Below are 24,329 nucleotides of genomic sequence, written 5' to 3' on the forward strand. Positions count from 1 at the left end.
GCAGCCTTGCTCCGGTTGATATTTATCAACGTCAGGCATCTTCCGACGGCGCAGTCTGAAATGACGCTGGTGCACGATCCGGCGCAGATGTCACGGCTGAATGTGTAGCTGGCAGTGGCAGAGGTTGAGTTTCACCTGTCTGGAGGCAGATCATGGGCCGGTATCAACAGCTGTTACTCATCACCCACCTGGCCCTGCGCCATTCTCCGGTGATCGACCATGCCGCAGCGCTTGCCAAGGCCAGCGCTGCACGCTTGCATATAGCGGCGTTGATTCCTGCCTTGAACCTGTTGTCGCTGCTTGAAGAGGGTGACCGTGAAAAGACACGCGAGCGTTACCTGCAGGACCACCGCGACTGGTTGGGGGAACAGGCGAAAAAGCTACATGCCAGAGGGGTCGATGTGACCACCGAGCTGGCGTGGGCTGATGACATGGAAAAGGACATCCTGGACCACTTCAGCGAATTGCAGCCTGACCTGTTGATCAAGGAAATCCAACATGAGTCGGTGCTCAAGCGTGCTTTTTTCACCCCGTTGGACTGGCACCTGCTGCGTTACTCACCGGTACCGGTGTATCTGGTGGGCGGGGTTCGACCTGCCTTGCCGCGCAAGGTCGTGGCGGCGGTAGAGGCGTCGCTGGCCGAGCCTGGACAAAATGAACTCAATGATCGCGTTATTCGCCAGGCCTGCAGTCTCGCCGAACAGTGTGATGCTGAACTGCACTTGCTGTATGCCTACGACATATCCCAAGACTACCAGGCGTCAGACACAGGCTTAACGCTGTCGGAGCTGACCCGATGGCAGCGCAAAGCGTTGGAACAATCGTTTCTGAAACTGGCCAGTCGATACAACGTTCCGCCTGGCCGCAGGCATTTCGTTCTGGGACACCCGGTTGCGGCGCTGAGTGAGTTTGCCAACACACATCACATGGACGTCATCGTGATGGGCAGAGTCCAGGATCCAGGCGGAGAGAAACTGCTTGGCAGCACCACCGAGCATATCTTGTATCAGGTGCCTTGCAGTGTTTTGGCGGTCTAGCGCAACTGCATCGGGCTCACCCCGAGCCGTTGCTTGAACGTGGTTGCCATGTGCGCCTGGGAATTGAACCCGCAGGCGAGGGCGATTTCCGACAGCCTGGCGGTGGAATCACGCATCAGTGCCCGGGCCTTGGCCAGACGCCGGTCGATCAGGTAGCTGTGCGGGCTTTTGCCCGTGGCGAGCTTGAAGGCCCGCATGAAATATCCTTCGGACAACCCCAGCAAACCTGCCATCGCTGACACGCCCAGCGGCCCTTCAAGATTTGCTTCGATAAACTCATCAAGCAGGCGCATGCGCCGGGGAGTGATAGCGCCTTGGTCCGGTGTCGACAACGCGCTATCACCGGTTGCCCGTTGCGCCAGCGCCAAGGCCCAGGTTTCCCAGTCATCTTCCACGCAGGCACGTAACAGCGCGCCGCGCATTCGCAGCGCGAGGTCAATGGCCTGTTGATCGATGTGATTGTTGAATGGGCGATCCCCGCTCAGGGGGATGCCGTCGGTCCGCGTTACGCGCAGGTATTCACCGCCCATGAGCGACTCGGAGAACACGTCGCAGCCGGCGGGAACGAATGCCAGGCCGTTGGGCATGGCCTCGAAAGGATGCACCCGGTCGCTACCCAAGGCGTGCAGGCCGCGCTGGCTGTCGAAGGCAAACCCGATGGAGGCCTGGGCCGCCACATAGCGGGTCGAGTAAGCGGCGCTGGGCAACAATTCGATCGCCCAGGACCCAGTCTCGACACGGCGGACCGGTTCAGACAAGGGCGATGGCTGTAGGCGGTTTTGATGGTTCATGAGCGCCATAGTAGTGAAGAAGCGGCGCAAAAGTCAGGTCGGTTTTTTGAAAGCCGACCCACGGCGGCGATGCCTAGACTGGCTAACCACTCAGGGAGATAGCTTCATGTACCGACTGACTCGTGACGATATTGAACAGGCGGCTCGCCATGTGTACCAGGTGATGCCCGCCACCGCCCAGTATGCCTGGCCCTTGCTGGCTCAGCGGCTGGGCTGCACGGTGTGGGTCAAGCACGAGAACCACACTCCCACCGGCGCTTTCAAGATACGCGGCGGCATCACCTTCATGCATTGGCTCAAACGTGAACATCCCGGTGCGAAGGGCATCGTCACCGCCACCCGCGGCAATCATGGCCAGAGCCTGGCGCTGGCGGCGAGCGCGCTGGGTTTGAAGGCGTTGATTGTCGTGCCGCAGGGCAACTCGGTGGAAAAGAACAATGCCATGCGCGGCTTTGGCGGCGAAGTCATTGAGTGTGGGCGGGATTTTGATGAGGCCCGTGAAGAGGCCGCCCGTTTGGCGCAAGCGCCTGACCTGTTCCTGGTGCCACCATTTCACACGGAACTGGTCAAAGGCGTGGCCACTTACGCCCTGGAACTGTTCACTGCCGCGCCGCATCTCGATACCGTCTACGTGCCGATTGGCTGCGGATCGGGCATTTGTGGCGTGATCGCCGCCCGCGACGCGCTGGGTCTGAAAACCCAGGTGGTGGGCGTGGTGTCCAGTGAAGCCGCGGCCGCAAAGATATCTTTTGAGGCGGGTCAAATACACGAAACCGCTTCGGCAAATACCTTCGCCGATGGCCTGGCCGTGCGCAAACCGATTCCCGCGGCCTTCGCCCTCTACGCAGCCGGGGCCGCACGGATCGTAGCGGTCAGCGAGCAGGAAATTGCCGAGGCCATGCGCGTCTATTACACCGACACCCATAACCTCGCCGAAGGAGCCGGGGCCGCCGCCTTGGCGGCGCTTATTCAGGAACGTGAAGCTCGGGCGGGGGAGACAGTGGGGGTGATTCTGTCGGGTGGCAATGTCGATCGATCGGTGTATGCGGGCGTAATCGGTTAGTGACCGTCAGCCACCTTGCGCTCGATCTCCGCGATTTTTCGACTGAGCTCCTCTGCTTCCTGCTCCTTGGTTTGAGTTGAGGGGGGCGTAGCGCTGTCCTCAAGATTCTTATCGACCGGTTGGCCAGACGTATCGGTCGGCGGGGTACTCGAGGTTGCTTCTGATTCGATGCCGTTATCGCTGTTCATAATCGCGTTACCTCTGTTGATCTACACATTAGAGGCAGGGGTATGGAATGAGTTCGAGATTATTGCAGACGATAAAGTCAGGAATTGACGCCTTTCAAACAGCTTCACCTTGAGCCCCCACAACAGCACCTGTTTACCTACGCCGCTCGGATGGCCTCAGGCCTTGACCTTACTCATCGACACGTTCAACGAAGTCGAGCGGGCAATGACGCTGATGATCGTCAAGGCTGCAATCACCAAACCGGGCGAGGTGGCCAGCAGGACACCGGTGGTGCCGGCTCCGGCCGCCAGAATCTGCCCGGCCGCCAAAGGCCCGGCCACCGAGCCCAAACGACCGATCGCTACCGCTGCGCCGACGCCGGTGGCGCGCACTGAAGTTGGGTAGGAAGGCGGGGCCAAGGCGTAAAGCACCAGTTGCGCAGCCATCACAAACAACCCCGCGGCAAAACCGGCGATGGCCATGGGGATGATGCCCACGGACAGGCCAACCCCGCCCAGCGCTGCCAGCAAGCCGGTGTACACAAACAGCACCACCTTGATGCCGTTGCAGCGATCCAGCAACACTCCGCCGAGCAGGGAGCCGAGGGCGCCGCCGATATTGAAGAGCATCTGTACCAGGCCTGCCTGGGGTTTGCTGAAACCTTGTTCCAGCAGTAACGAGGGCAGCCAGTTGAGCAACATGTACATCACGGTCAGGGTGAAGAAGTAGCTCAACCATAACGCCAGGGTAACGCTGGCGCGGCCTTCGCCGAACAAGGCCTGGCCGGTTGAAGTGCGCGTCGGGTTGACGCTGTTTTGTTGTTGGCGAAAGGCGTTGGATTCAGGCAGCAGCACCATCATCAGTGGCACCACCAGCAATGGGGCAAGGCCGCCGATGATGAAGGTCGTCTGCCAATGTTCGGGAAACAGCATGGCGACCACCGCCGCCAGTGCCCCACCCAATGGCACGCCGGCATACATGATGCTGATGGCCGTACCGCGACGTTGCTCTCCCACGGCTTCGGCACACAGGGCGATCAGGTTGGGCAGGGCGGCGCCCAGGCCCAGGCCAGTCATGAAACGCACCAGCAGCAGGCCGGAGAAAGAGCTGACGTAGGCGGTGCTGAGCGAGAACACGCCAAACAGCAGCACCGCTGCGATGAGGATTTTCTTGCGACCGATGCGATCGGCAATCCAGCCACCGAAGAAGGCGCCCGGCAGCAAACCGATGATGCCGGCACTGAACACCCAACCCATCATTTTCGGGTCCAGGGCAAAGGTCTGACGCAACCCTGCGGCGGCAGTGCCGGCAGCTTGCAGGTCAAAGCCTTCAATCAGAGCGACGATAAAACACAGGGCAATAGTCAGCGTCGTGCGACGTGATGGAGTGTCCATGGCAAACCTCTTTATTGTTTTTGTGAGTGTGCTGACGGGCGCACGCAGGCTTGCTCGCATCCAGCAATGCAAAGCCGCAATTAAGATTAACAAAGATAACTAAAAAGTGAACGCTAACGGAAAATGTCCAAATGCATCGACATAAACCTATTAAAATCAACAGGATGTCATGTATTTTTTAGGTTTTCTTGGAAATAGATACGAATATTAATGTTCGATTATCGGCCATTGTGGATTGACGGCACCTCCGGCTTTTCCCACTCTCTGGCCCGAGATCGCGGCTGGATGGCTGGCGATCACGTTCAAAAAAACAACAACAATAAGTGGACATAGGACATGACGAATTCACCCCGGGGCGTCCTTGCGACGACCTCAGACTTACCTCTTTGCGCACGCGGTTTCGTCCTGTTGGGCTTATGTGCGGTCGCCACTCCAGCGCTGTCGGAAGGTTTCATCGACGATAGCCGCGGCACATTGACCTTACGCAATTTCTACCTGGACCGGGATTACAAGGATGAGGGGGCGAAAACCGCAGCCCAGGAGTGGGCTCAGGGTTTCATCATGAATGCGGAGTCGGGTTTTACCCCGGGCGCTGTCGGCTTCGGCCTGGACGCCCGTGCATTGATCGGGGTCAAGCTGGACTCGTCACCGGACCGCAGCGGCACCGAATTACTGCCGGTATCCAGCAGCGACAAGCGCGCGGCGGATGAATATTCGCGCCTGGCCATGACTGCCAAAATGCGCTTTGCCCAAACCACGGTGAAGACCGGCGATGTGTCGATTTTCCTGCCGTTCGCCTTTGCCAGCCCGTCGCGGTTGTTGCCGCAGACTTTTCGCGGCACCACGCTCAGTTCCAAGGACATCGACGGACTGACGCTCAATACCGGCTATATCGATCGCATCAACAGGCGTGACTCCACTAACTACCAGCCGATGAGCATCGCTTCGCCGAACGGGCGTTTCAACGGTGCGGCCACCTCATCGCACATGGCTTATGTCGGTGGTGATTATCAGGTAAACAAAGACCTCAGCCTGCGCGCCTACCACGCCGAAGTGGCCGACCTGTACCAGCAGAACACCCTGGCCTTGCTGCATAACATGCAAGTAGGCGAGGGCACGCTGACCACTGATCTGCGCAGTTTTTTCAGCGACGAAGATGGCAGTGCCAAGGCTGGCAAGGTGGACAACCGCAACCTGTCGGCGCTGTTCGGCTATCGCCTTGGCGGGCATCACCTGAGCCTGGGTTACATGCACGCCAGCGGCGACACAGCGACGCCTTATGTGTCAGGCACTGAGTTGATGGGCATGAGTGAATTGACTATGAGCTCGGACTTTCTCAATGCCAAGGAACGGACCTGGCAGGCAATCTACGACTATGACTTCGCCGCCGCCGGGGTGCCCGGCCTGAAGAGCCGGCTGCGTTACGTGCGCGGTGACAATATCGCACTGGCGGCGCTCAATGCCGACGACCGCAAGGAGCGGGAGTTCCAGATGGAGCTGGGGTATGTGATCCAGAGCGGTCCGCTGAAGAATGTCGGGTTGATGGCGCGCAAGTCGATCTATCGCAACGACTTCCCGAGCGGCGCGGCATTTCGTGATGAAAACCAGACCCGCTTCCTGGTGCTCTACACGGTGCCGATCTGGTAAGCCGTGGGGCGAGTGGATACCAGCAGTGCGCAAGCGTGGGCTGAGCAGTGCTCAGCCCACTCATGAACTGAGTCGGCCCCGCAGGGCTGCTCGCGACGTAGAGTTACTTTACCCGCTCCCAGATGATGTGAACCTTCGTGCCATCGGGGCGCTGGAAGTTTTCCACCATCCGGTTGCCGTCGACTTTCAGTTGCAGGTCATCTTGAGTACGTGTCGCGCCCACCCAATTCGGGAACGTAGATCCTTCGACGGTATTGCCGGTGAACTCGCCGTTCTGGTCGACGGTATATCGTCCGAAAAAACCGATGCTCCCAGCCATCGCTGCCCGGTTTTCCTCATCGGTTCCTTCGCCCCGAGCGTTGGATCGAAACGCGGGCACTCGCGGATCGGTGAGCACCTCGACGAACGTCAACTCTTCAGTGAACACCAGCCATCCATGTGGATTGGGGCCGTACGCATCCGATCGGCTGCCCTGGCGCTCAATGGTTGCGCTGACCATTTTCCATGTTCCGACCAGCGGGCTTTTCATGGCGGAAAACGCTGCCGTGCAAACCGAAAGGGCCATGATCGCACCTACCGTCAGTAGCGATATTTTCAGGGTCATTGGAATCACCGTTGTTGGTTATCTGAACACTGTTGTAGAGAGTTAAAAACATCACGCATTCATCAGGGCAACCAGGGCAGGCACAGACAGTACGGCTGTGTAATAGCCCATGAACTGCACACCGATGTTGAAACCCAAAAAGCGTGAGAGGAAACCGCCCAGCAGGCCGATGGTGACGATCACCAGCAACCCCAGCAGGCCGCCTTCCCAGATGCCGATCACCAGGATCAGGCCGACAAAGGTCGAGATCACGGCTTCGTGACTGATCTTGCGCGACACGTAGGAGGCGGCTCTGTGGGCGTAATTCATGGTGAAGGGGTAAGCGATCAGGATGGCCACGACCACCGCCAACACGCCGTAGCCAAAAAATTCCCAGGTGCTGAGCAATGAATGCAGGTTGTTCACCTGGCCTGTCGTCGCGTCGACGCTAAAGCGCGGCGGGGCGTTGAACAGTGGCGCTGCCGGGCCCGCTGCGACAGGGCTCAGGGGCAGGCCGAAAGCGATCAGCGGGATCAATGCTTCGGCCAGGTAGGTTGACTCCGTAACGCCGTTTCGAGCGGTGATGACCGTGGTCAGGCGATGGTAGACATGCTTTACCCTCGAACCGACGAGCTCGCCCATGATCACGGTCATGGCCACCGGGCTGAACACAAAGGTCGCGCTGGAGATCACGGCGGTAATGGCCGTCCACATGCTCTGCTTGCTGTCCAGCACCTTGAGCGGATTAGGAAAGAATCCACCCCAGCTTTTTACGTCGGGCGACAGGGAAAACGTGCGCACTTGCTGGCGTCGCATGGTGTCCCGTTCGGCGGGTGCGAGCAGCGAGAACAGCGCGGCGATCAACGGGCCAATCGCGATGCCCAGAAAGTAACTGACACTGAGCTTGACGCCGAACTGCGCGGTCATGGTTTGCAGGCCAACAATGATCATGACGAACGGGATCAGCGTCAGCACGGCCGCCAGACGGCCTTTGGAGAACCACGCGATCGCCACCGCCGCAAGCAGAAACACCCAAGGCGCAGCCTGCTTGATCATGTCACCGAACGGCGCGAGCATCAGCGCGAACAATACGGCCATTGGCACCGCGATCAACGCAGCAATGACCGCCCCGGAAATCATCTTGCGCAGGGCAATGTGGGGTACGCCCAGATTGCGCAGAAAGTTGGCCTCGCGCATCAGTGGCGTCGCCATGGTGTCGCCAGGAATACCCAGTAGCGCCGTCGGTACGGCGTGGGTCATATGTTTGGCGACGGCGCCGGCCAGAAAGAATGTCAGCACGCCGGGGGCAGGTACGCCCAGCAGGACGACCAGCAAGGTCAAGGGGGCGAGGGTAGTGGTTTCATCGCTCCCTGAGATCAGCCCGATCCCGGCAAAAATCACCGCCCCCAGGATCCCCATGCCCAGTGCCATCAGGACCTGATCCATCAGTGGAACGATCATGATTGACCTCCATTGCCACTGACTGCGCGACTGACTGCACCGACGCCAACAGTGGGTGTTGCAGCCGGGCTCTTCTCGGGAGCGACAAGGCTTTTCTCGTAATCGGCGAACAGCTCATAAAGGTCCATTTCCCGCAGTTCCGCGATCGTGGCCGGCGGCAGATCAGCCAGACTGCCCAGTGGGCCGTACTCGTTCTGCAACTCAATCAGGATTTTTGCGCGCCAGGCCGGATCAGCCAGATGTTCGATGACATTGCGCTTGGGTTTGAAAAGCAGCGCACTGATGGCGCCACCTGCCAGACAGCCGACAATACCTACCAGCATCGCGTAGGCGCGGGCCATCTGCACGGAATCCACCCAGCCGACAAACAAGTGCTGGGCGATAAAAAAAGCGCCGAGGCTGACGGCTGCACCGATGCCTATGGAGTAGAGCAGGTGGCGACCATCAACCGTGTCGCCCCATACTTCGAACAGTTCGGGTTTCATAAGGATTCTCCCACCTCCCCTGAGGGGTTTTATTGTTATGAACGTGAAGAGATGTGGTTGAGTTCGTGACTACGAGCCCGACTCCTGCGCGCGTTTTTGCTCAAGCAGCTCAGCGGCTTTGTCCGAGCGCACGTCCCGGGCTTCGACCATCTGCGCGACCAGCCAATTGACCTCATCGCCTCTGGCCCCCGCCGAAAGCGCAATGTTGCGTGCATGCAAAGCCATGTGCCCGCGTTGTATCCCCTCGGTAGACAGCGCCCGCAATGCGCCCAGGTTTTGCGCGAGGCCGACCGCCACGGCTATCTCGGCAAGTTCCTGAGCGCTCTTCACTCTCAGGATGCGTAACGACAGTTGCGCCAGCGGGTGAGTCTTGGTCGCGCCGCCGACCAGGCCGACGGGCATGGGCATTTCCAGCGTTCCCACCAGATGGCCCTTGCAATCTTTCTCCCAGGTCGTCAGTGAACCGTAATGCCCGTTGCGACAGGCATAGGCGTGTGCCCCGGCTTCCACCGCGCGCCAGTCGTTGCCGGTGGCGACGATCAAAGGGTCGATGCCGTTCATGATGCCCTTGTTGTGAGTGGCTGCACGATAGGGATCGACGACCGCAAAGTTGTAAGCATCGAGGATGCCTTCAATGACGTCCTCGCCCTTGTAGGCCTTGGTGGTGAGATGTTCAGGTGCAATGCGGATCTGGGCCCGGGCAAGCCGCAGGTCGGCGAGGTTCGACAGAATGCGCAGCCGTACCTTGCCGCCGGTAATCTGCTCCATCAGCGGGGCCACCGCTTCAGCCATCGTGTTCACGGTATTGGCTCCCATCGCATCGCGTACATCCACGATAAGGTGGGCGACCAGCATGGGGCCGCGAGGGCTCTGGGCGAAGGTATGCACTTCGATGTCGCGGCAACCTCCACCCAGCTGGTTCAGCAGTTGATCCTTGCGGTTGGCCAGTTCGATGATTTCGTCCTTGCGGCGCAACAGACTCAAACGGGCATTGAAGGGATCGTCGATTTCCACGATCTGCACTTGCGCGCGCATCAGCGGCAGCGAGCTGGAGGTCTGAAAACCACCGGCTTCGCGCGCCAGTTTGGCCATGAACGAGGCGGCGGCGACCACCGAAGGCTCCTCGACGACCAACGGCACGATGACGTCGCGTCCATTGATCTGGAAGTTGCTCGCCACAGCGTAGGGCAACTCAAATTTTCCGATGACGTTCTCAATCATGCCATCGGCTATTTCCAGGGGCAGGGCGCCAGCGTCGCGGAGTAGGGCAACGTCATCTTCTGCAAGCTCAAGCAGTTGTTGCAAGTGGCTCAGGCGTTCGGCGGGCGACAGGCTGCGGAACATCGGGAGGCGGGAGTCGATACTCATGGTAGCAATCCAGTTGCAGTTATTGTTTTCGAATGCCTGCCACCCTATGCGTATGTGTCCTGGCAAAAAAGGTACAGTTTGGACAGACAGTACCTAAGCTGTACCCTCTGCGAATAATTCATCCAGGACTTCGTACAATGGCGCGACTGACGCTTGCCCAAGAGCTGACGGCCGCCTTGGTGACGCAGATCGGCAACGGTACCTACCGAGTGGGCGACCGTTTGCCGTCCCTGCGCGAATGCATGCGCTTGTTTGGTCATTCGAAAAACACAGTGATCAACGCTTATGAATCGCTGGCCTCCCAAGGACTGGTCGAGGCGCGTCACGGGCAGGGCTTCTTCGTGACACGAGGCGCCCCGAGCAGCAGCGAACCGGAAGAGCCGCTGCCCTTTACCCGGGCGATGGACACCATCTGGCTCATGCGCCAGCAATTTGTCCGTGAGCCGGGTCATTCGCCGCTTGGGGAAGGTTTTCCGCCCGTAGAGTGGCTGATGGATCTGCGATTGGACAAGTTCACCCGTCAGATCATGCGCATGGGGGTGACCACGCTCTTTCGCTACGGCAACCGGCTGGGCAATGCTGCACTTCGTCAACACCTGGTGCAAAAACTGGCGAGCTATTCGATTACCGCCAGTGCTCGGCAAATCGTCACGACCCATGGGGCCAATCACGCACTGGATCTGATCATCCGCCGCTTCATTGCCCCCGCAGATTACGTTTTCGTCGAAGACCCGGGTTATTACCCGCTGTTCGGCAAGCTGCAACTGCAAGGGGCGCGAATGTTATCCGTACCCCGATTGCCGGACGGGCCGGACCTGCAAGTGCTGGAGCAGCATCTTCTGTTGCACAAACCGAAATTGTTCTTCCTTCAGTCGGTTGGGCACAATCCGACGGGCTCCGATATTTCCCCCGGCAAGGCTCATCGACTGGTTCAGTTGGCCCATGAGCACAACTTCATTCTGGTGGACGACGACGCTTTGGCAGATTTCAAACCCGCGTCGGCCATCAAGGTGTCTGCACTGGATCAGTTGAACCGTTCACTGTACGTGGGCAGTTTTTCCAAATCGGTTTCTGCGGCATTGAGGGTGGGGTTTATCGCCGGGAGCAAGGACGTCATCGATGAACTGGGTGATCTGAAAATGCTCCTGCATACCAGCACCTCGGAGCTGTGTGAGCGAACCATCGATGTCATCCTGACCGAGGGGCATTTTCTGCGACATCAGATCCGCCTCCAGGAGCGACTCAAGAGTGCCACTGCGGCAGGTTTGCAGATGCTCGATGAGATCGGCGCCGAGGTGTTCTTTCGGCCAGAGCAGAGTCTGTATTTGTGGGCCAGGTTCGCCCACATTGACGACGCCAGGGAGCTGACCCGGCAACTACTGCCGAAGGGATTCATGATTGCTCCCGGCCATATTTTTTCACCGGAGCAGTCGCGTATAAATCCCTGGACCAGATTGAATGTCGCCTACCTGAATGACCCGTTGCTTAAAGCCGAGTTGAGTGGCTGAGGGCTCACCACTCATGCTGCTAAGGCTGGGTTTGCGTTCCGGTCGAGACCACGCTTTCGTGCCGATTCACACCGCGCGCCTCAACAGGCACCCATAGGCGTTCACTGCGACATTTGAATTTCACGCCTTTGCGCGGCGCCATCGTCCTGGCTGAGTCCATGCACACAGCCCTGGACGCGTAAGTCGGCCCCGGCTTTCGCTCTTCTACACAACCTTCCACGCCGCTGCAGATAGCCATAACCACAAAATAAACAGTCATCATCCTGAATGCTCCTATAGAGCGATGCGATTAATACATCTGCGTCAGGCCTGAAAATGCTGGCTGTGACAGACGGATGATGAGCCTGCATTCAAATCCCCAGCAATGGCTTGCACGGGCCAATCGTCGGAAAAATGTCGTTAGTTCAGGTTTATTCAGATTTGGATTTTTCGACGCCAATTCGTTGGCGTTTTTTGCCGCTTCAGTGGGTATTCCCTATGGGAAAAGCTGCGTGGCAAAGGAGCGTGGGCGGTAGCGCGGCTCACTCGAAAAGATTGAAATGGGAACAGTCCGAGTTTAAGGTGCGCGCGTGATTTTTGAGCGGTCACGCGCTCCAAGGCGAATACAAGACGGGACCGTGGGCAACGGTATTGAACAGGAGCAGGCGTTGAACGAACAGACATTGTCCCAGCGCCTGGAGCGTGTGGCCGCGCATATACCCGCAGGTGCGCGCCTGGCCGATATCGGCTCTGAGCACGGCTACCTGCCGGTGGCATTGATGCGCCGTGGTGTGATCGCAGCGGCGGTGGCTGGCGAGGTGGCGTTGACGCCGTTTCGTTCGGCTGAACGCACCGTGCGCGAGAACGGTTTTACCCAGCAGGTCATTGTCCGCCTGGCCGACGGCCTGGCGGCGATCGAGCCCGGAGACGGGATCACGGCAGTCAGCCTGTGCGGCATGGGCGGCGAGACGATCCGCGACATTCTCGCTGGCGGCAAGGCGCGCCTGAGCGGTGAGGAACGGCTGATCCTGCAGCCCAACGGCGGCGAGCAGCCACTGCGTCAATGGCTGATGGAAAATGGTTATCGCATCTGCTTCGAAGAAGTGCTGCGGGAAAACCGCTTCTACTACGAAATCATCGTCGCCGAGCGCGCCGGCCCGGTGACGTACACCGCGCAGGAGCTGTACTTCGGGCCATTGCAGATGCGCGCCCGCAGCCCGGCGTTCCTGGCCAAGTGGCAGCGCATGCTGCGCCTCAAACAGCGGACCCTGACTCACTTCGCCCGGGCGCGACAAGCCGTGCCCGAGCAGAAGGTGCAGGACATCGCTTTGCAAACCCGCTGGATCACCGAGCTGCTGGCCTGAGTCCGGTACTCGGAAAATAACGAAGCAATCATCCCTCGTCGACCTCGTCACCGCCCCCGGAAAACTTCGATATGAGCGTTAAGCGCTCGCAAGGGCTTGCCCCTGTCATGTGAACCTTCCGCCCATGCAGCGCTCACTTGTTAAGTCGCCGCGTTGAGTGATCGCGCTGTCTCATTGCCGATAAGGAATTCGCATGCACCCAACCTCGCCAACCATCGCCCTGGATTACCCTGTCGAACGTGAGCTGAGCCTGCGAGCGGTCAGTACGGGAATCGTGATCGGTGTCCTGTTGACGCCTTCCAATGTGTACGCCGGCCTCAAGATTGGCTGGTCGTTCAACATGTCGATCATTGCCTTGCTGATCGGCTATGGCATCTGGCAAGGCCTGGCCAAGCGTTCGGCCGCTCAACAGCCCTGGACGCTGCACGAAAGCAACATCAACCAGACCGTGGCCTCGGCCGCAGCGTCAATCATTTCCGGTGGGCTGGTTGCGCCCATCCCGGCCTACACCTTATTGACCGGTCAACAGTTGGACGTCATCCCGATGATCGCCTGGGTGTTCTCGGTGAGCTTCCTGGGGATCTGGATCGCCTGGTACCTGCGACCCTCGCTGCTCAATGACAAAGCACTGAAATTCCCCGAAGGCATGGCGACCCTGGAGACCCTTCTGCACATATACAACCAGGGCCACGAAGCGGCGAAGCGCTTGAAGGTGCTGCTCAGCGCTGCGCTGCTGTCCGGGCTGGTCAAGTGGGTCGATACCTTCATCTGGGTTTTCCCGCGCTGGTCGCCGACCCCGCAGTTGGAACGCCTGACGTTTACCGCGGACCCTTCGCTGTTGTTGGTGGGTTTCGGCGGGATCATCGGGATTCGCGTTGGCCTGACCCTGCTGCTTGGCGCCTTGTTGGCGTGGGGTGGATTGGCGCCGTGGCTGCTGGAGCAAGGCTTGGTGCAACTGCCGCCGGACAGCAGTGGCCCGCAGTTCGCGGCGTTGGTGGAGTGGCTGCTGTGGCCGGGCGTGAGTCTGATGGTCTGCTCGACCCTGACCTCTTTGGCGATTCGCTTGTGGGCATTGCACAAGTCCACCAAGGCGGGCGGCGGGACGACTTGGGTGGTGCCCAAGACCGGACCTGCCAGCGGTTTCCTGGTGGCTATCGTGTTGGTGGTGAGCCTGCAAGCGCTGTTGTTTGGTATCAACCCCTGGATGGCGTTGTTGACCATTCCCTTGGCCATCTGCCTGGCCGCCGTGGCCGCCCGGGTGGTGGGGGCCACGGGCATTGCGCCCATCGGCGCCATCGGACAATTGTCCCAACTGAGTTTTGGCATCGTCGCCCCGGGGCAGGTGCCGATCAATTTGATGAGCGCCAACACCGCGGGCGGTTCGGCTGGGCAATGCACGGACTTGATGAACGACTTCAAGGTGGGCCGGGCGATTGGCGCCACACCCCACAAGCAGTTGATCGCCCAGACCCTGGGGATTTTCGTTGGAAGCATCGTTGGGGTATTGGCCTACCTGGCCCTGATCCCCGACCCACAATCGATGCTGCTCACCCAAGAGTGGCCGGCCCCGGCGGTCGCTACCTGGAAAGCCGTGGCGCAAACCCTGACCCTGGGGCTGGACTCGCTGTCAGCAAGCATTCGCTGGGCGGTCATCATCGGCGCCGTGGCCGGCTTGTTGCTGGGGATTCTCGACAGCGTACTGCCCACCCACCGGGCCCGTTATTTGCCAAGCACGGCGGCTTTGGGCCTGGCGTTCGTCTTGCCGGCCTCGGTGTCGCTGATGATGGCCTTCGGCGCGGTACTCACCTGGCTGGTGAGCTGCCGCTGGGCGAGCCTTACAGAACGTTTTGCCATTACCGCGGCGGCGGGGTTGATTGCTGGGGAGAGCATTACCGGGGTGGGGGCGTCGTTGTGGCAGATGGTTGGGAATGGCGGATGATCTCAAACCGGCACGCATGAATGAGCGGGTATTTTCCCGCCTGCAACCGTACTGAGAAGGAGACAACATGATTGCTCGCTGGCGCTGGCTGTTGACGCAGCTGACTAAACAGCTGTGGTTCAAGGCTACGTTGTTTTCGCTGCTGGGCGTGGTCACGGCGTTGCTGGCCATCGCGCTCAAGGAATGGATTCCGTTCTCCTTGTCTGCCCGGATAGGCGCCGATGCCGTCGACAACATCCTTGGCATCATCGCTTCCAGCATGCTCGCGGTGACCACCTTCTCTTTGAGCATCATGGTTGCGGCGTATGGCGCAGCAAGTACGGGCGCCACGCCCCGTGCCACAACGCTGGTGATTGAAGACACCACGACGCAGAACGCACTCGCCACTTTTATCGGCTCTTTCTTGTTCAGTCTGGTCGGCATTATCGCGCTGAGTACCGGCGCTTACGGCGGGCAAGGGCGCGTCTTGCTGTTCGCAGTGACGATCGGCGTGGTGATTCTGATCGTGTACATGCTTTTGCGCTGGATCAATCATCTGTCCAAACTGGGGCGGGTCGGCGAGACGATTGATCGCGTAGAGAAGGCGACCATCGCCGCGATCAACCATCGAGTTCGATGGCCGTTTCTTGGCGGTTGTGCATACCCCGACGGCTGGGTCTTGCCGTCGTCTGCGCGACCGGTCGTCAGCGGCACCACCGGTTATGTCCAGCATATCGATGTACAGGCACTCAATGAGGTTGCCAGGGGTTGCGAGGCGCAGTTATTCCTGGAGATCTTGCCCGGAAGTTTTGTCCACCCGGGTATGCCGCTTGTCCATATCGCGCGAGCCAGCGAGGAAGGGCTCGACGGGGACGACCCGCTCGCCAGTAAAGTTCTCGCCTGCCTGAGCATCGGCGTTCGACGAACCTTTGAACATGATCCGCGTTTCGGGCTGTCAGTGCTTTCGGAAATCGCCTCACGGGCTTTATCAAGTGCGGTCAACGACTCCGGAACGGCCATTGACGTGCTGGGCCGTGGTGTTCGCAGCCTGGCCTGCTGGGGCACGTTTGAGCTTCATGAAGCGGTAACGCAACCGGAATGTGACCGTGTGTTCCTGCATGGCCTGAACGTTGACGACCTGTTTGATGATTTTTTTGGTCCCATTGCCAGAGATGGCGCCGGCATTGTCGAAGTGGATATTCGGATGATGAAGGCGCTGATTGCTCTCAGCCAGATCAATCCTGGATTGTTCAGCGCAGCCGCGACCAGGCAGGCTGATCGCTTGCTCGCGCGAGCCGATGCCGCGTTGGTGCTCGATGAAGAGAAGCAGCGGCTCAGAGCGCTTGCCGCAAGGCTTGTTTGCGCAACGGCTTAGTTTTTTTGTCGGTGCCAGGCGCAGCGCTTTGTGAACGCAACGTTAGCCGCACTTGAAATGTACCCAATGGACCCCTCTGCCCAATGCTAGACATTATTGCAATATTCCTCTGTATCACAGCAGTACTCGCTTACCTCAATCGGCGCTACGTAGGGCTACCCCCGGCCATTGGCGTGATGGGTATTGCCTTGGGCTTATCGTTATTGAACATGGCCTCCGATGCGCTGGGCTTTCACTCCCTGCACACGCTTGAGCAATCACTGGTGGAGTCCATCGACTTCTCCGAGTTGCTGATGGAGGGCATGCTGTCATTGCTGCTGTTCGCGGGGGCCCTGCATGTCGACTTGTCGCAACTGCGCGCCTATCGATGGCAGGTGGCGTCCCTGGCTGTGGTTGGCACGACTGTGTCGACGCTGTTCATCGGCTTCGGGCTACGGTGGCTGCTGTCTTTTACCGACCTGGAGTTGCCGCTTGCCTACTGCCTGGTGTTCGGTGCGCTGATTTCACCCACCGATCCGATTGCGGTCATGGGCATTCTGAAATCCGCCGGTGCTCCAAGTAGCGTGGAATTGGTGATTTCCGGAGAGTCGCTGTTCAACGATGGGGTCAGCGTTGTGCTGTTCTCACTGATTCTGGCGATGATCGCCAGTGGCGACGCGCCCTCCGTTACCGGCGTTTCGCGGCTCTTGCTGGAGGAGGCGGGCGGCGGTGCGCTTTTGGGCGCGGTTGTTGGGTACGTCACGTTCCGCATGCTCAAGAGTATCGACAGCTATCAGGAGGAGGTGCTCATCACCCTGGCCGCTGTGCTCGGCGGATATGCCCTGGCCACTCATTTGCACGTGTCCGGCCCGCTGGCGATGGTGGTGATGGGGTTGATCGTCGGTAACCATGGACGCTCTTATGCCATGTCTGAGCAGACCGAGAAAAACCTGGACATGTTCTGGGAGTTGATTGACGAAATACTCAACGCGGTCCTGTTTGTACTGATCGGTCTGGAAGTGATTCTGATCCACTTCACCAGCCCGCTCATTGTCACGGGCTTGATGGTGATCGTGCTGACCTTGTTCTCGCGTCTGTTGACGGTAGGCGTCCCGATAGCGGTCCTGGGGCAGCGTTTCCGGTTACCTGAAGGCTCCTGGAGCGTGCTGACGTGGGGTGGGCTGCGCGGCGGGATATCGGTGGCCCTGGCATTGTCGTTGCCACCGGGGGATGCTCGCGACGTCGTGGTTGGCATGACCTACCTGGTCGTGGTGTTTTCGATTCTGATCCAGGGTATGACCATCGGTAAGCTGGTCAAGCGCGTGATTCCTTGCTCGGGCGAATAGCGCTCATGCAAGTCGTGGACGTGGCTCCTTGACTTGCATGATCCTGCGTCGCTGCTGCGTTGAATGTTTCTAGGGCTGCGATGTGGTCAGAAGCTCGGCGCTCACGGTTGAGCGCCGATCAATGCGTGCCACGACATAGGCACACACTCCAAGTACCGCAGGGCATAGAGCCAGTACTGCGAAGCTTTTCACCACGGGCATGCCGCTGTTGAGCACGTAGGCCCCGAGTAACGGTCCGCATACAGAACCGATCTTACCCATTGATGCTGCCCATCCGGCGCCGTTGCCGCGAATGGCACTGGGGTAGAAAACCCCGGCGATGCTGGTGATGCCGTAGTGGCTGCCTTTGACGAAAATAGCGCCCATCAGGCTCAGTGCAATAAAGGCGTCTCCTTGCAGTTCGCCAATGCCCAGGACTAGCAGAAAAGGTAATGACAGCAGGGGATAGATCATCACGGCGTAGGGCCCCCGGGTGTCGACCACTCGCATCAATACGAGCCCGGCCATGGCGCCGCTGAACGAGGCGAAGGAGCTCACCCATGATGCAGTCGCCCGGTCGAAGCCGGCGTACTGGTACACCAGCGGGCTCCATGAGGCGAGAAAATACATGGCCATGGAGCTTGCTCCAAAGCCAATCCAGATCATGGGAGTGATCCATTTCAGTTTGCCGATGAACAACTGTCCGACACGGAAAGGTCGGTGACCGATGTCGATTTCATCGGCAAGAAAATAGCGGTCCCCGGCGCGAAGATCGATGTCCGGATCCAGGCGCCTGAGGATCCGCGCCACGGTTTCGGGTCGTCTTTGCTTGCTCACCAGAAATCGCACCGATTCTGGCAGGGTGAAAAACAACAGCACACTGGAAAGCAACGTTGCGATGCCGCCCAGCGCGAACACACTGGCCCAGCCATAGTGGGGAGCCATCCACACGGTTAGAGGGCCAGCAACCGCGCCACCCAGGCTGAAGCCAACCATGATGATTGTGATCACGGTTGCACGGTAACGCTTGGGCACAAACTCGATATTCAGCGCCCAACAGAGTGGCAACATGGCGCCCAAGGCAAAGCCATTGAGAAAGCGCAAGATCAGCAGCGAGGCGTAGCTATCGGCCAAGGTGAACAGCAACGTCATCAGGCCAAAGGCGCTGGTGGACAGGATGATGGTCGGGCGACGGCCGATCCGGTCACCTAGATAACCGAAAAAGAATCCACCCAACATCATGCCGAACAAACCTATGGAAAAGATGTTGCCCAGTTGCAACTTATCCAGGCCAATGTCCTCGGCCATGTAGGCGGCGGTGTGGGAGAGCATCAGCAAGTCGAAGCCATCGAGGAAGGTGATCAGCACCGACACACAGATGATCAGATAGTTGAAACTCGACAGTCTGCGCCCCTCAATCAAGGCGGCGACGTCAATTGCGCGTGACGGGATCATGATTGCTCTCCGCACAGTAAGATCCAAGTGAGCGTGTTCCGGCTTGCCGGACTCACCACAGTTTCCAGGTGTAACCGACGATCAAGCGATTTTCATCGAGCTGCTGGGTCAGACCATCCCCAGAGCGGTACGTGACGTTGCGCCAGCGCAGGTTCAGGCCCTCCAGGGCACCGCTCTGGAAGACGTAGGTCAGGTCGGTGTCACGTTCCCACTCACTGCCGTCGTTGACCGTACGGGTGCGGATATCGCTGCCTTTCACATAACGGGTCATGAACGTCAGGCCCGGTATCCCAAGCGCGGCGAAGTCATATTCGTAACGCAATTGCCAGGATTTTTCGTTGGCTTTGGTGAAGGAGTTGTAGGTGACGAGGTTCGCCACATACGGCGTACCGGTGTCGATCACGGGGAACACACTGTCTCCGGATAGGTGCTGGAACGCGGCGGCGAATCGCTGGGCCCCGACGGTCAAAGTGAACATGCCATTGAAGTTGCGGTTATCGATCTTCCCGGCTTTTGCCGCGCCTGTGTCGCTACTGTCGACGTAGCGCAAATCGGAGCGCAGGCTCATGCCTTCCCCCAGTGGCAGGACGTGAATCACTCCGGAAAAGTGCTGGCGGTAGATGTCCTGCAGTTCACCCTGGTGGTAGCGCAGGGTCAGGTTCTTGCCCAGCGTATAGTCGCCGCCGAGCAGGTCCAGATGATCGCTGCTCTGGCCGGCATAGCTGATGTCGTCATTACTGGAGGAGTCGCGACCGTTAGCCTCTGTCAATCTCGCTGCGGTGACGGTCAGGTTCTCGACTTCACTCGACGTCAGGTAGGCACCGGTGAAGGTCGAGGGCAATAGTCGGGTGTCGCTGTAATACGCCAGCGGGTGAATCGGCATCAGGGTTCCTACCTTGAGCCGGGTCTGGGACAGACGCATTTTGGCGGTCAGTCCCAGTTCGCTGTACTCGTCGACAGGCTGGTTGCTGTCGGGCCCGTAGGGCAACAGTGCGGTGCCCCGTCGACCTCGGCCCGAGTCGAGCTTGATCCCCAGTTCACCCAAGGCGTCGAGACCAAATCCAACGGTACCTTCGGTGTAGCCAGACTGAAGTTCGGCGAAGAAACCTTGGGTCCATTCTTCGGCCTTGGCCTGGGGGGCGCCACTCTGGCGAAAGTCGCGATTGAGGTAAAAATTGCGCGTGGTCAACGTCGCGCTGCTGTCCTTGAGAAAGTCTGCCTGGGCGTAGCTGCCGTGGCAGAAGAGGGCAAATGCGGTGAAGATGGCTAGATTCCTGTTCATTTTTTTATTGCTCTCAGGAGAGGGAATACGATTATTCAGGGCGAGTTTTGCCTGACCGCGTCGGTGACGACGCGGCACAGCAGGCGTGGCTCAAGGTGTTGTGAATCAGAGGCAGGCGGTCACGTCTGTGACGGGGCGGGCAATGGATCCACCGCAAGGTCGTGGCGGGTCAGGTGACCGATTGCGAATGCACAGGCGGCCAGCATTGCCGGACATATGGCCAGGACCAGGAAGCTCTTGACCACTGGCATTCCGCTGTTCAGTACATAAGCCCCCAGCAATGGGCCGAGGATCGAGCCGATCTTGGCGATCGAGGTGGCCCAGCCCGCGCCATTGGCCCGGATAGCGCTGGGGTAGAAGACTCCGGCGATACTGAGGATTCCATAGTGGGAGCCTTTGACGAACACGGCCCCGACCAGGCTCAGCATCAGGAACGCGGTGCCCTGCATGCCGGTGATGCCCAATACCAGCAGGAAAGGCAATGCCAGCAGCGGATAGATCATCACCATGTAAGGGCCGCGGGTATCGACGAAACGCATCATCGCCAAGCCCGCCATTGCGCCGCTGAACGAGGCGATCGAACTGACCCACGAAGCTGTCGCGCGGTCAAAGCCTGCGTACTGATAGACCAGTGGACTCCACGAGGCGAGAAAGTACATGGCCATGGAACTGGCGGAGTAGCCCAGCCAGATCATCGGGGTAACCCATTTCAGGCGGCCGATAAACAGCTGGCTGACCCGAAATTCCTTGCGGCCCAGATCCGGCTCGTCCAGTAGGACGAAGCGGTCGCCCGGTCGCACATCCAGGCTCGAATCCATACGCTTGAGCGTTGCCGTGATTTTTTCCGGGCCTTTGCGTTTGCTGGCCAGAAACCGCACCGATTCGGGCAGGGTGAAAAACAGGAGCACGCTGGCGGCCAGGGTCAGTACACCGCCGAACACGAACACGCCCTGCCAACCGATATGCGGCGCCAGCCAGACGGTGATCGGGCCGGCCATCGCGCTGCCCAGGCTAAATCCGACCATGATGATGGTCACCACCGTCGAGCGATAACGCTTGGGTACGAACTCAATGTTCAAGGCCCAGCACAACGGCAGCATGGCACCTAGGGCGAAGCCGTTGAGAAAGCGCAGGACCATCAGCGATTCATAGCTGTTGGCCAAGGCAAACAGCAAGGTCAACACGCCAAATGAGCAGGTGGAAAGAAGAATGGTGGGACGCCGCCCGATTCGGTCACCCAGGTAGCCGAAGAAGAATCCACCGAGCATCATTCCCAGCAGGCCGATGGAGAAAATCTCACCCAGCTGGATCTTGTCCAGACCGACCTCATCGGCAATGTAGGAGGCCGTGTGCGACAGCACCAGCAAATCGAAACCATCGAGGAAGGTGATCAGAACCGAGACCAGAATCACCACGTAGTTGAAGCGTGAAAGTTTGCGACCTTCTATAAGCGCCGCTACGTCCAGGGTGCGGGACTGTGACATGTGCGTTCTCCACTGCATTTTTTATTTTTGTTGGAGTGGCGCCCCCTATGGATGGTGGGCGCGTCGAACTGCTTTAAGCACTATTCCAGATTGAATGCCAGCCGCTCGCGCAATGCCGGGGCAGGTATATCACTCAACCTGCCATCGGGGCCCGCGAGGTCCAGCGCGTGGGCCGCAGCGGCCCCCATTGCGATACAGGGGCCCATCACCCGGACACTCGACAGCGCGGCCGCATCGGCGTCGATGCAGCGACCGGCCACGACCAGGTTATCGCTGCCTTGGGCAAGCATGCTGCGCAACGGCACACTGTGAACGTGATCGTCACCAAAGGGCTCCCACTGGTAACCGCTGGTATTGCCGTGCAATTCCACCGGCCAGGAGGTGCGAGCTACCGCATCCGGGAATATCGTTGCCGCCCGCACTTCGTCAGTCGTCAGATGGTGATGTCCGACGATCCAGCGGGTCTGGCGAATACCTGGCAGCGCGTACGCCCGTACCTTGGCCTTGCTGTAGGCCTCGGGGTATTCCGACTTGAGGAAGTTGATGACCTGGTCCACCTGCTGGCGTCCGGCGATCGCGACATGGGAAGCGGCCACCGGATCCAGAGGCGTTTCGATGTGAGTCATGTTGAAGGCTGCGGTGCCACGGCCGGGGAACTGAAAGAACAGTCCGTCGTCGCGTTCGATACCGTAGCTTTTGGCTTTTTGTTTGACCCGTTCGGTGAACTGCGCGCGGGTGGGCAAGTGCGCTTCATTGATATGCTCAAGGACGAACATCTGGGTGCCATAGATGGGTGTGTCTGGCTCGCGACAGGCAAGTCCGGCATTCCAGGCTAACGCCGCGTCTCCGCTGGCGTCGATAAAGCCGTTGGCTGCGACACGCACATCGCCGTAGCGGGTGGCCAGTTCCACTTCGCGGATCCGCGGACCTTCGCGCACGACATCGCGTAACACCGCACCGAGCACCACGGTGATCCCGGCGTCGAGCACTTTCTGGCCAATCCATCGACCCAAGGCAACTTCGTCGTAGTAAACAACAGTCGTCAGGGGGCCAATGGCCTGGTGCAAGTCCCCCGAGGCGCCCAGGTCACGCAGGATATCGTCGGCGATACCGTGGGTCAGCAACCGGCGGTTCGGACCATTGGAGAACAGCCCGCAGAAGGTCCCGATAATTGAGCCGACCGCCTGACCGCCGAGCATCGGCAGGGCATCGAACAGCACTACGCGTTTGCCGAGCGCAGCGGCCTCCAGAGCGGCGGAAATACCGGAAATACCCGCGCCGGCAATGCATACGTCGGCCTGCAAGCGTTGAGCGGTGGGGGCGCTGGTACGGCGTACCGTGCGAATGACATGAGCCATAAAACTACCTTTGAGATGTAAAAAGGGCAGCCGATCCCGAGCCCGATGACCAAGGGTCACGGGAGCGGTTGTTGCGGCTGGCAGATTCCGGTTACGACAGGTCTCGCCTTCGCTCCGACCCGGTCGGGTGTTGCGATACGAACTGATCGGTTTGCAGCTGACGCGGAGTCACTTCAACGGTCCCGGCGTCGGCGTCGACGCGAACCCAATCCCCGGTTTGAATCCGGCTCAACGGGTCTTCGGTGAAGTCGGTCATGGCGGGCGCATGGACGACCACGGCGCCAAGGCCCATTTTTGCGGTCATTTCGTTGAACAACATGGCGCCAGGGGCTACGCCGGCGAGACGGGCGATATGGAACTGCGAGGACCAGCCGGACGAGCCTTTGGCGCCGGGAAACACCAGCACTTTGCCGGCGAAACTGATGCCCTTGAGTTCGTGACGGGTCTCGATGACGGTGCCGCTGCGCGGGTCGATACCGCCCCAGCCGGAGATGCGGTCCCGGGTCACCAGGGCCTCGCCTTCGAAACAGCCGCCGACGACCTTGCGGCCTTTGAGGGTGAAGGTTTTGCTCATCTCAATACTCCTTTCCAACGGCCCTCGATGGCGGCCTGGACGCAATCGGCGGTGCTACCGAACCACGCCTGGATACCCATGATCGCCGGCAGGTAGTGCGCCTGTTTGGCCGAATCGACTGCCGCCACCCGCGTGCCCGTGGGAAGTACCTTGCCAATGGCTGAGCAGGTATCGGTCATCAGATGCCCGCCGGCCTGTTCGATGATGCGGGTGTAGCCGGCGACGTCGGCCAGTTGTTTGATCGACGCCGCCGTAAATATCCAGAGCTCGGTACTCGGACTCAGGCGTTGGCCTTCCAGCAATTGGCAGACCTCCCAGATCTGTTCGAGGCTGTAGTGCGGGCAACCGAGCATCACGAAGTCAATCTCGTCATCGCGAGCGGTGATATTGACTTGCTCGTAGGCCCAGCGCCGTTCGGCCTCGCCGAAGCGCATTGCGGCCAGGGGAGGGGACGCGCCAAACGCCTGCTCGCTGGTTTGGGCTTCAGGCGTCACCCCAACCAGGTGATACATCTCCACCCCACCGCTGGAAGCCGCCGCCGCCCCGAAGTGCTTGAGGCGAGCCAGGTTGGGTTGGTGACTCACGCCTTGGATGACCGGGATGCGGTCCTGCACCTGCTCGCCGACCCAGTAGCCGAGCAATCCCCAGTCCGCCGTGGTACTCACGTCTATGTCCAGCTGGATCAGGTGGGTACCGCGACGGTTTTCCTCGATGTGCAGGCCCCAATAGGG

At 59.5% G+C, this 24,329-nt stretch carries 21 protein-coding genes; 8 read left to right on the forward strand and 13 right to left on the reverse strand.

The window, feature by feature from the left end; all coding sequences use genetic code 11:
• Positions 1-152 precede the first annotated feature (152 nt).
• Positions 153-1,037, forward strand: a complete 885-nt coding sequence (locus GSM73_RS07990; protein ID WP_160892096.1) for a universal stress protein — start codon at positions 153-155, stop codon at positions 1,035-1,037.
• Here GSM73_RS07990 and GSM73_RS07995 read toward each other — a convergent pair.
• On the reverse strand, positions 1,034-1,837 hold the full coding sequence (locus GSM73_RS07995; protein ID WP_256676810.1) for a helix-turn-helix domain-containing protein: 804 nt from the start codon (positions 1,835-1,837) through the stop codon (positions 1,034-1,036). The genes GSM73_RS07990 and GSM73_RS07995 overlap by 4 nt on opposite strands.
• A gap of 97 nt (positions 1,838-1,934) precedes the next feature.
• On the opposite strand from GSM73_RS07995, the gene GSM73_RS08000 reads away from it, so the two are divergent.
• A complete protein-coding gene (locus GSM73_RS08000; protein WP_160892100.1) occupies positions 1,935-2,891 on the forward strand; it encodes a threonine dehydratase in 957 nt (318 codons plus the stop codon).
• On the opposite strand, the gene GSM73_RS08005 is transcribed toward GSM73_RS08000, so the two are convergent.
• Together GSM73_RS08005 and mhpT are read right to left on the reverse strand one after the other, a co-directional pair.
• Positions 2,888-3,079 carry a hypothetical protein gene (locus tag GSM73_RS08005; RefSeq protein WP_160892102.1) on the reverse strand — a complete coding sequence of 64 codons (192 nt, stop codon included), beginning with the start codon at positions 3,077-3,079 and terminating at the stop codon, positions 2,888-2,890. The two genes, GSM73_RS08000 and GSM73_RS08005, sit on opposite strands and share 4 nt — an antisense overlap.
• 156 nt (positions 3,080-3,235) lie before the next feature.
• Entirely contained in the window at positions 3,236-4,453 is a 1,218-nt protein-coding gene (mhpT, locus tag GSM73_RS08010; RefSeq protein WP_240539566.1) for a 3-(3-hydroxy-phenyl)propionate transporter MhpT, read from the reverse strand.
• Between the two features lie 336 nt (positions 4,454-4,789).
• On the opposite strand from mhpT, the gene GSM73_RS08015 reads away from it, so the two are divergent.
• Positions 4,790-6,100 carry an OprD family porin gene (locus tag GSM73_RS08015; RefSeq protein ID WP_160892104.1) on the forward strand — a complete coding sequence of 437 codons (1,311 nt, stop codon included), beginning with the start codon at positions 4,790-4,792 and terminating at the stop codon, positions 6,098-6,100.
• Between the two features lie 103 nt (positions 6,101-6,203).
• Here the strand turns inward: GSM73_RS08015 and GSM73_RS08020 are convergent, their stop codons facing one another.
• The 4 genes from GSM73_RS08020 to GSM73_RS08035 form a co-directional block, all read right to left on the reverse strand.
• Positions 6,204-6,704 carry a lipocalin-like domain-containing protein gene (locus GSM73_RS08020; RefSeq protein WP_160892106.1) on the reverse strand — a complete coding sequence of 167 codons (501 nt, stop codon included), beginning with the start codon at positions 6,702-6,704 and terminating at the stop codon, positions 6,204-6,206.
• Positions 6,705-6,755: 51 nt separating this feature from the next.
• Positions 6,756-8,144 carry a tripartite tricarboxylate transporter permease gene (locus tag GSM73_RS08025; protein ID WP_080962847.1) on the reverse strand — a complete coding sequence of 463 codons (1,389 nt, stop codon included), beginning with the start codon at positions 8,142-8,144 and terminating at the stop codon, positions 6,756-6,758.
• Positions 8,141-8,629, reverse strand: a complete 489-nt coding sequence (locus tag GSM73_RS08030; protein ID WP_256676780.1) for a hypothetical protein — start codon at positions 8,627-8,629, stop codon at positions 8,141-8,143. Before GSM73_RS08030 ends, GSM73_RS08025 begins: the two co-directional genes overlap by 4 nt.
• Before the next feature lie 69 nt (positions 8,630-8,698).
• The gene (locus GSM73_RS08035; protein WP_076384183.1) at positions 8,699-9,997 is read right to left on the reverse strand and encodes a hydroxymethylglutaryl-CoA reductase, degradative; all 1,299 of its coding nucleotides are present in this window, start codon (positions 9,995-9,997) and stop codon (positions 8,699-8,701) included.
• Between the two features lie 137 nt (positions 9,998-10,134).
• Between GSM73_RS08035 and GSM73_RS08040 the strand changes: the two genes are divergently transcribed.
• The 5 genes from GSM73_RS08040 to GSM73_RS08060 all read left to right on the forward strand — a co-directional run bounded on the left by GSM73_RS08040 (position 10,135) and on the right by GSM73_RS08060 (position 17,466).
• Entirely contained in the window at positions 10,135-11,505 is a 1,371-nt protein-coding gene (locus GSM73_RS08040; protein ID WP_160892108.1) for a PLP-dependent aminotransferase family protein, read from the forward strand.
• A 647-nt stretch (positions 11,506-12,152) separates the two neighbouring features.
• Positions 12,153-12,848 (forward strand): class I SAM-dependent methyltransferase, encoded by a 696-nt coding sequence (locus GSM73_RS08045; protein ID WP_160892402.1) that lies wholly within the window; start codon positions 12,153-12,155, stop codon positions 12,846-12,848.
• A 193-nt stretch (positions 12,849-13,041) separates the two neighbouring features.
• Complete coding sequence (locus tag GSM73_RS08050) at positions 13,042-14,787, forward strand: OPT family oligopeptide transporter (protein WP_160892110.1); 1,746 nt, start codon at positions 13,042-13,044, stop codon at positions 14,785-14,787.
• A 67-nt stretch (positions 14,788-14,854) separates the two neighbouring features.
• Positions 14,855-16,141, forward strand: coding sequence for a DUF2254 domain-containing protein (locus GSM73_RS08055; RefSeq protein ID WP_160892112.1), 1,287 nt, complete (start codon positions 14,855-14,857; stop codon positions 16,139-16,141).
• Positions 16,142-16,224: 83 nt separating this feature from the next.
• The gene (locus GSM73_RS08060) at positions 16,225-17,466 is read left to right on the forward strand and encodes a sodium:proton antiporter (protein WP_160892114.1); all 1,242 of its coding nucleotides are present in this window, start codon (positions 16,225-16,227) and stop codon (positions 17,464-17,466) included.
• A gap of 69 nt (positions 17,467-17,535) precedes the next feature.
• Here GSM73_RS08060 and GSM73_RS08065 read toward each other — a convergent pair whose 3' ends face one another.
• The 6 genes from GSM73_RS08065 to GSM73_RS26520 form a co-directional block, all read right to left on the reverse strand.
• Positions 17,536-18,900, reverse strand: coding sequence for an MFS transporter (locus tag GSM73_RS08065; RefSeq protein ID WP_160892116.1), 1,365 nt, complete (start codon positions 18,898-18,900; stop codon positions 17,536-17,538).
• Positions 18,901-18,952: 52 nt separating this feature from the next.
• Entirely contained in the window at positions 18,953-20,182 is a 1,230-nt protein-coding gene (locus tag GSM73_RS08070; protein WP_076384193.1) for an OprD family porin, read from the reverse strand.
• A gap of 119 nt (positions 20,183-20,301) precedes the next feature.
• Positions 20,302-21,666, reverse strand: a complete 1,365-nt coding sequence (locus GSM73_RS08075; protein WP_047225575.1) for an MFS transporter — start codon at positions 21,664-21,666, stop codon at positions 20,302-20,304.
• A gap of 80 nt (positions 21,667-21,746) precedes the next feature.
• Positions 21,747-23,024 carry an FAD-dependent oxidoreductase gene (locus GSM73_RS08080; protein WP_076384195.1) on the reverse strand — a complete coding sequence of 426 codons (1,278 nt, stop codon included), beginning with the start codon at positions 23,022-23,024 and terminating at the stop codon, positions 21,747-21,749.
• Positions 23,025-23,115: 91 nt separating this feature from the next.
• The gene (locus GSM73_RS08085; RefSeq protein WP_160892118.1) at positions 23,116-23,598 is read right to left on the reverse strand and encodes an aconitase X swivel domain-containing protein; all 483 of its coding nucleotides are present in this window, start codon (positions 23,596-23,598) and stop codon (positions 23,116-23,118) included.
• The coding region (locus GSM73_RS26520; protein ID WP_218575650.1) for an aconitase X at positions 23,595-24,329 on the reverse strand (735 nt) is incomplete at its 5' end. The genes GSM73_RS26520 and GSM73_RS08085, both read right to left, overlap by 4 nt.

Source organism: Pseudomonas sp. PICF6 (assembly GCF_009831705.1).
Classification (GTDB): domain Bacteria; phylum Pseudomonadota; class Gammaproteobacteria; order Pseudomonadales; family Pseudomonadaceae; genus Aquipseudomonas; species Aquipseudomonas rhizophila.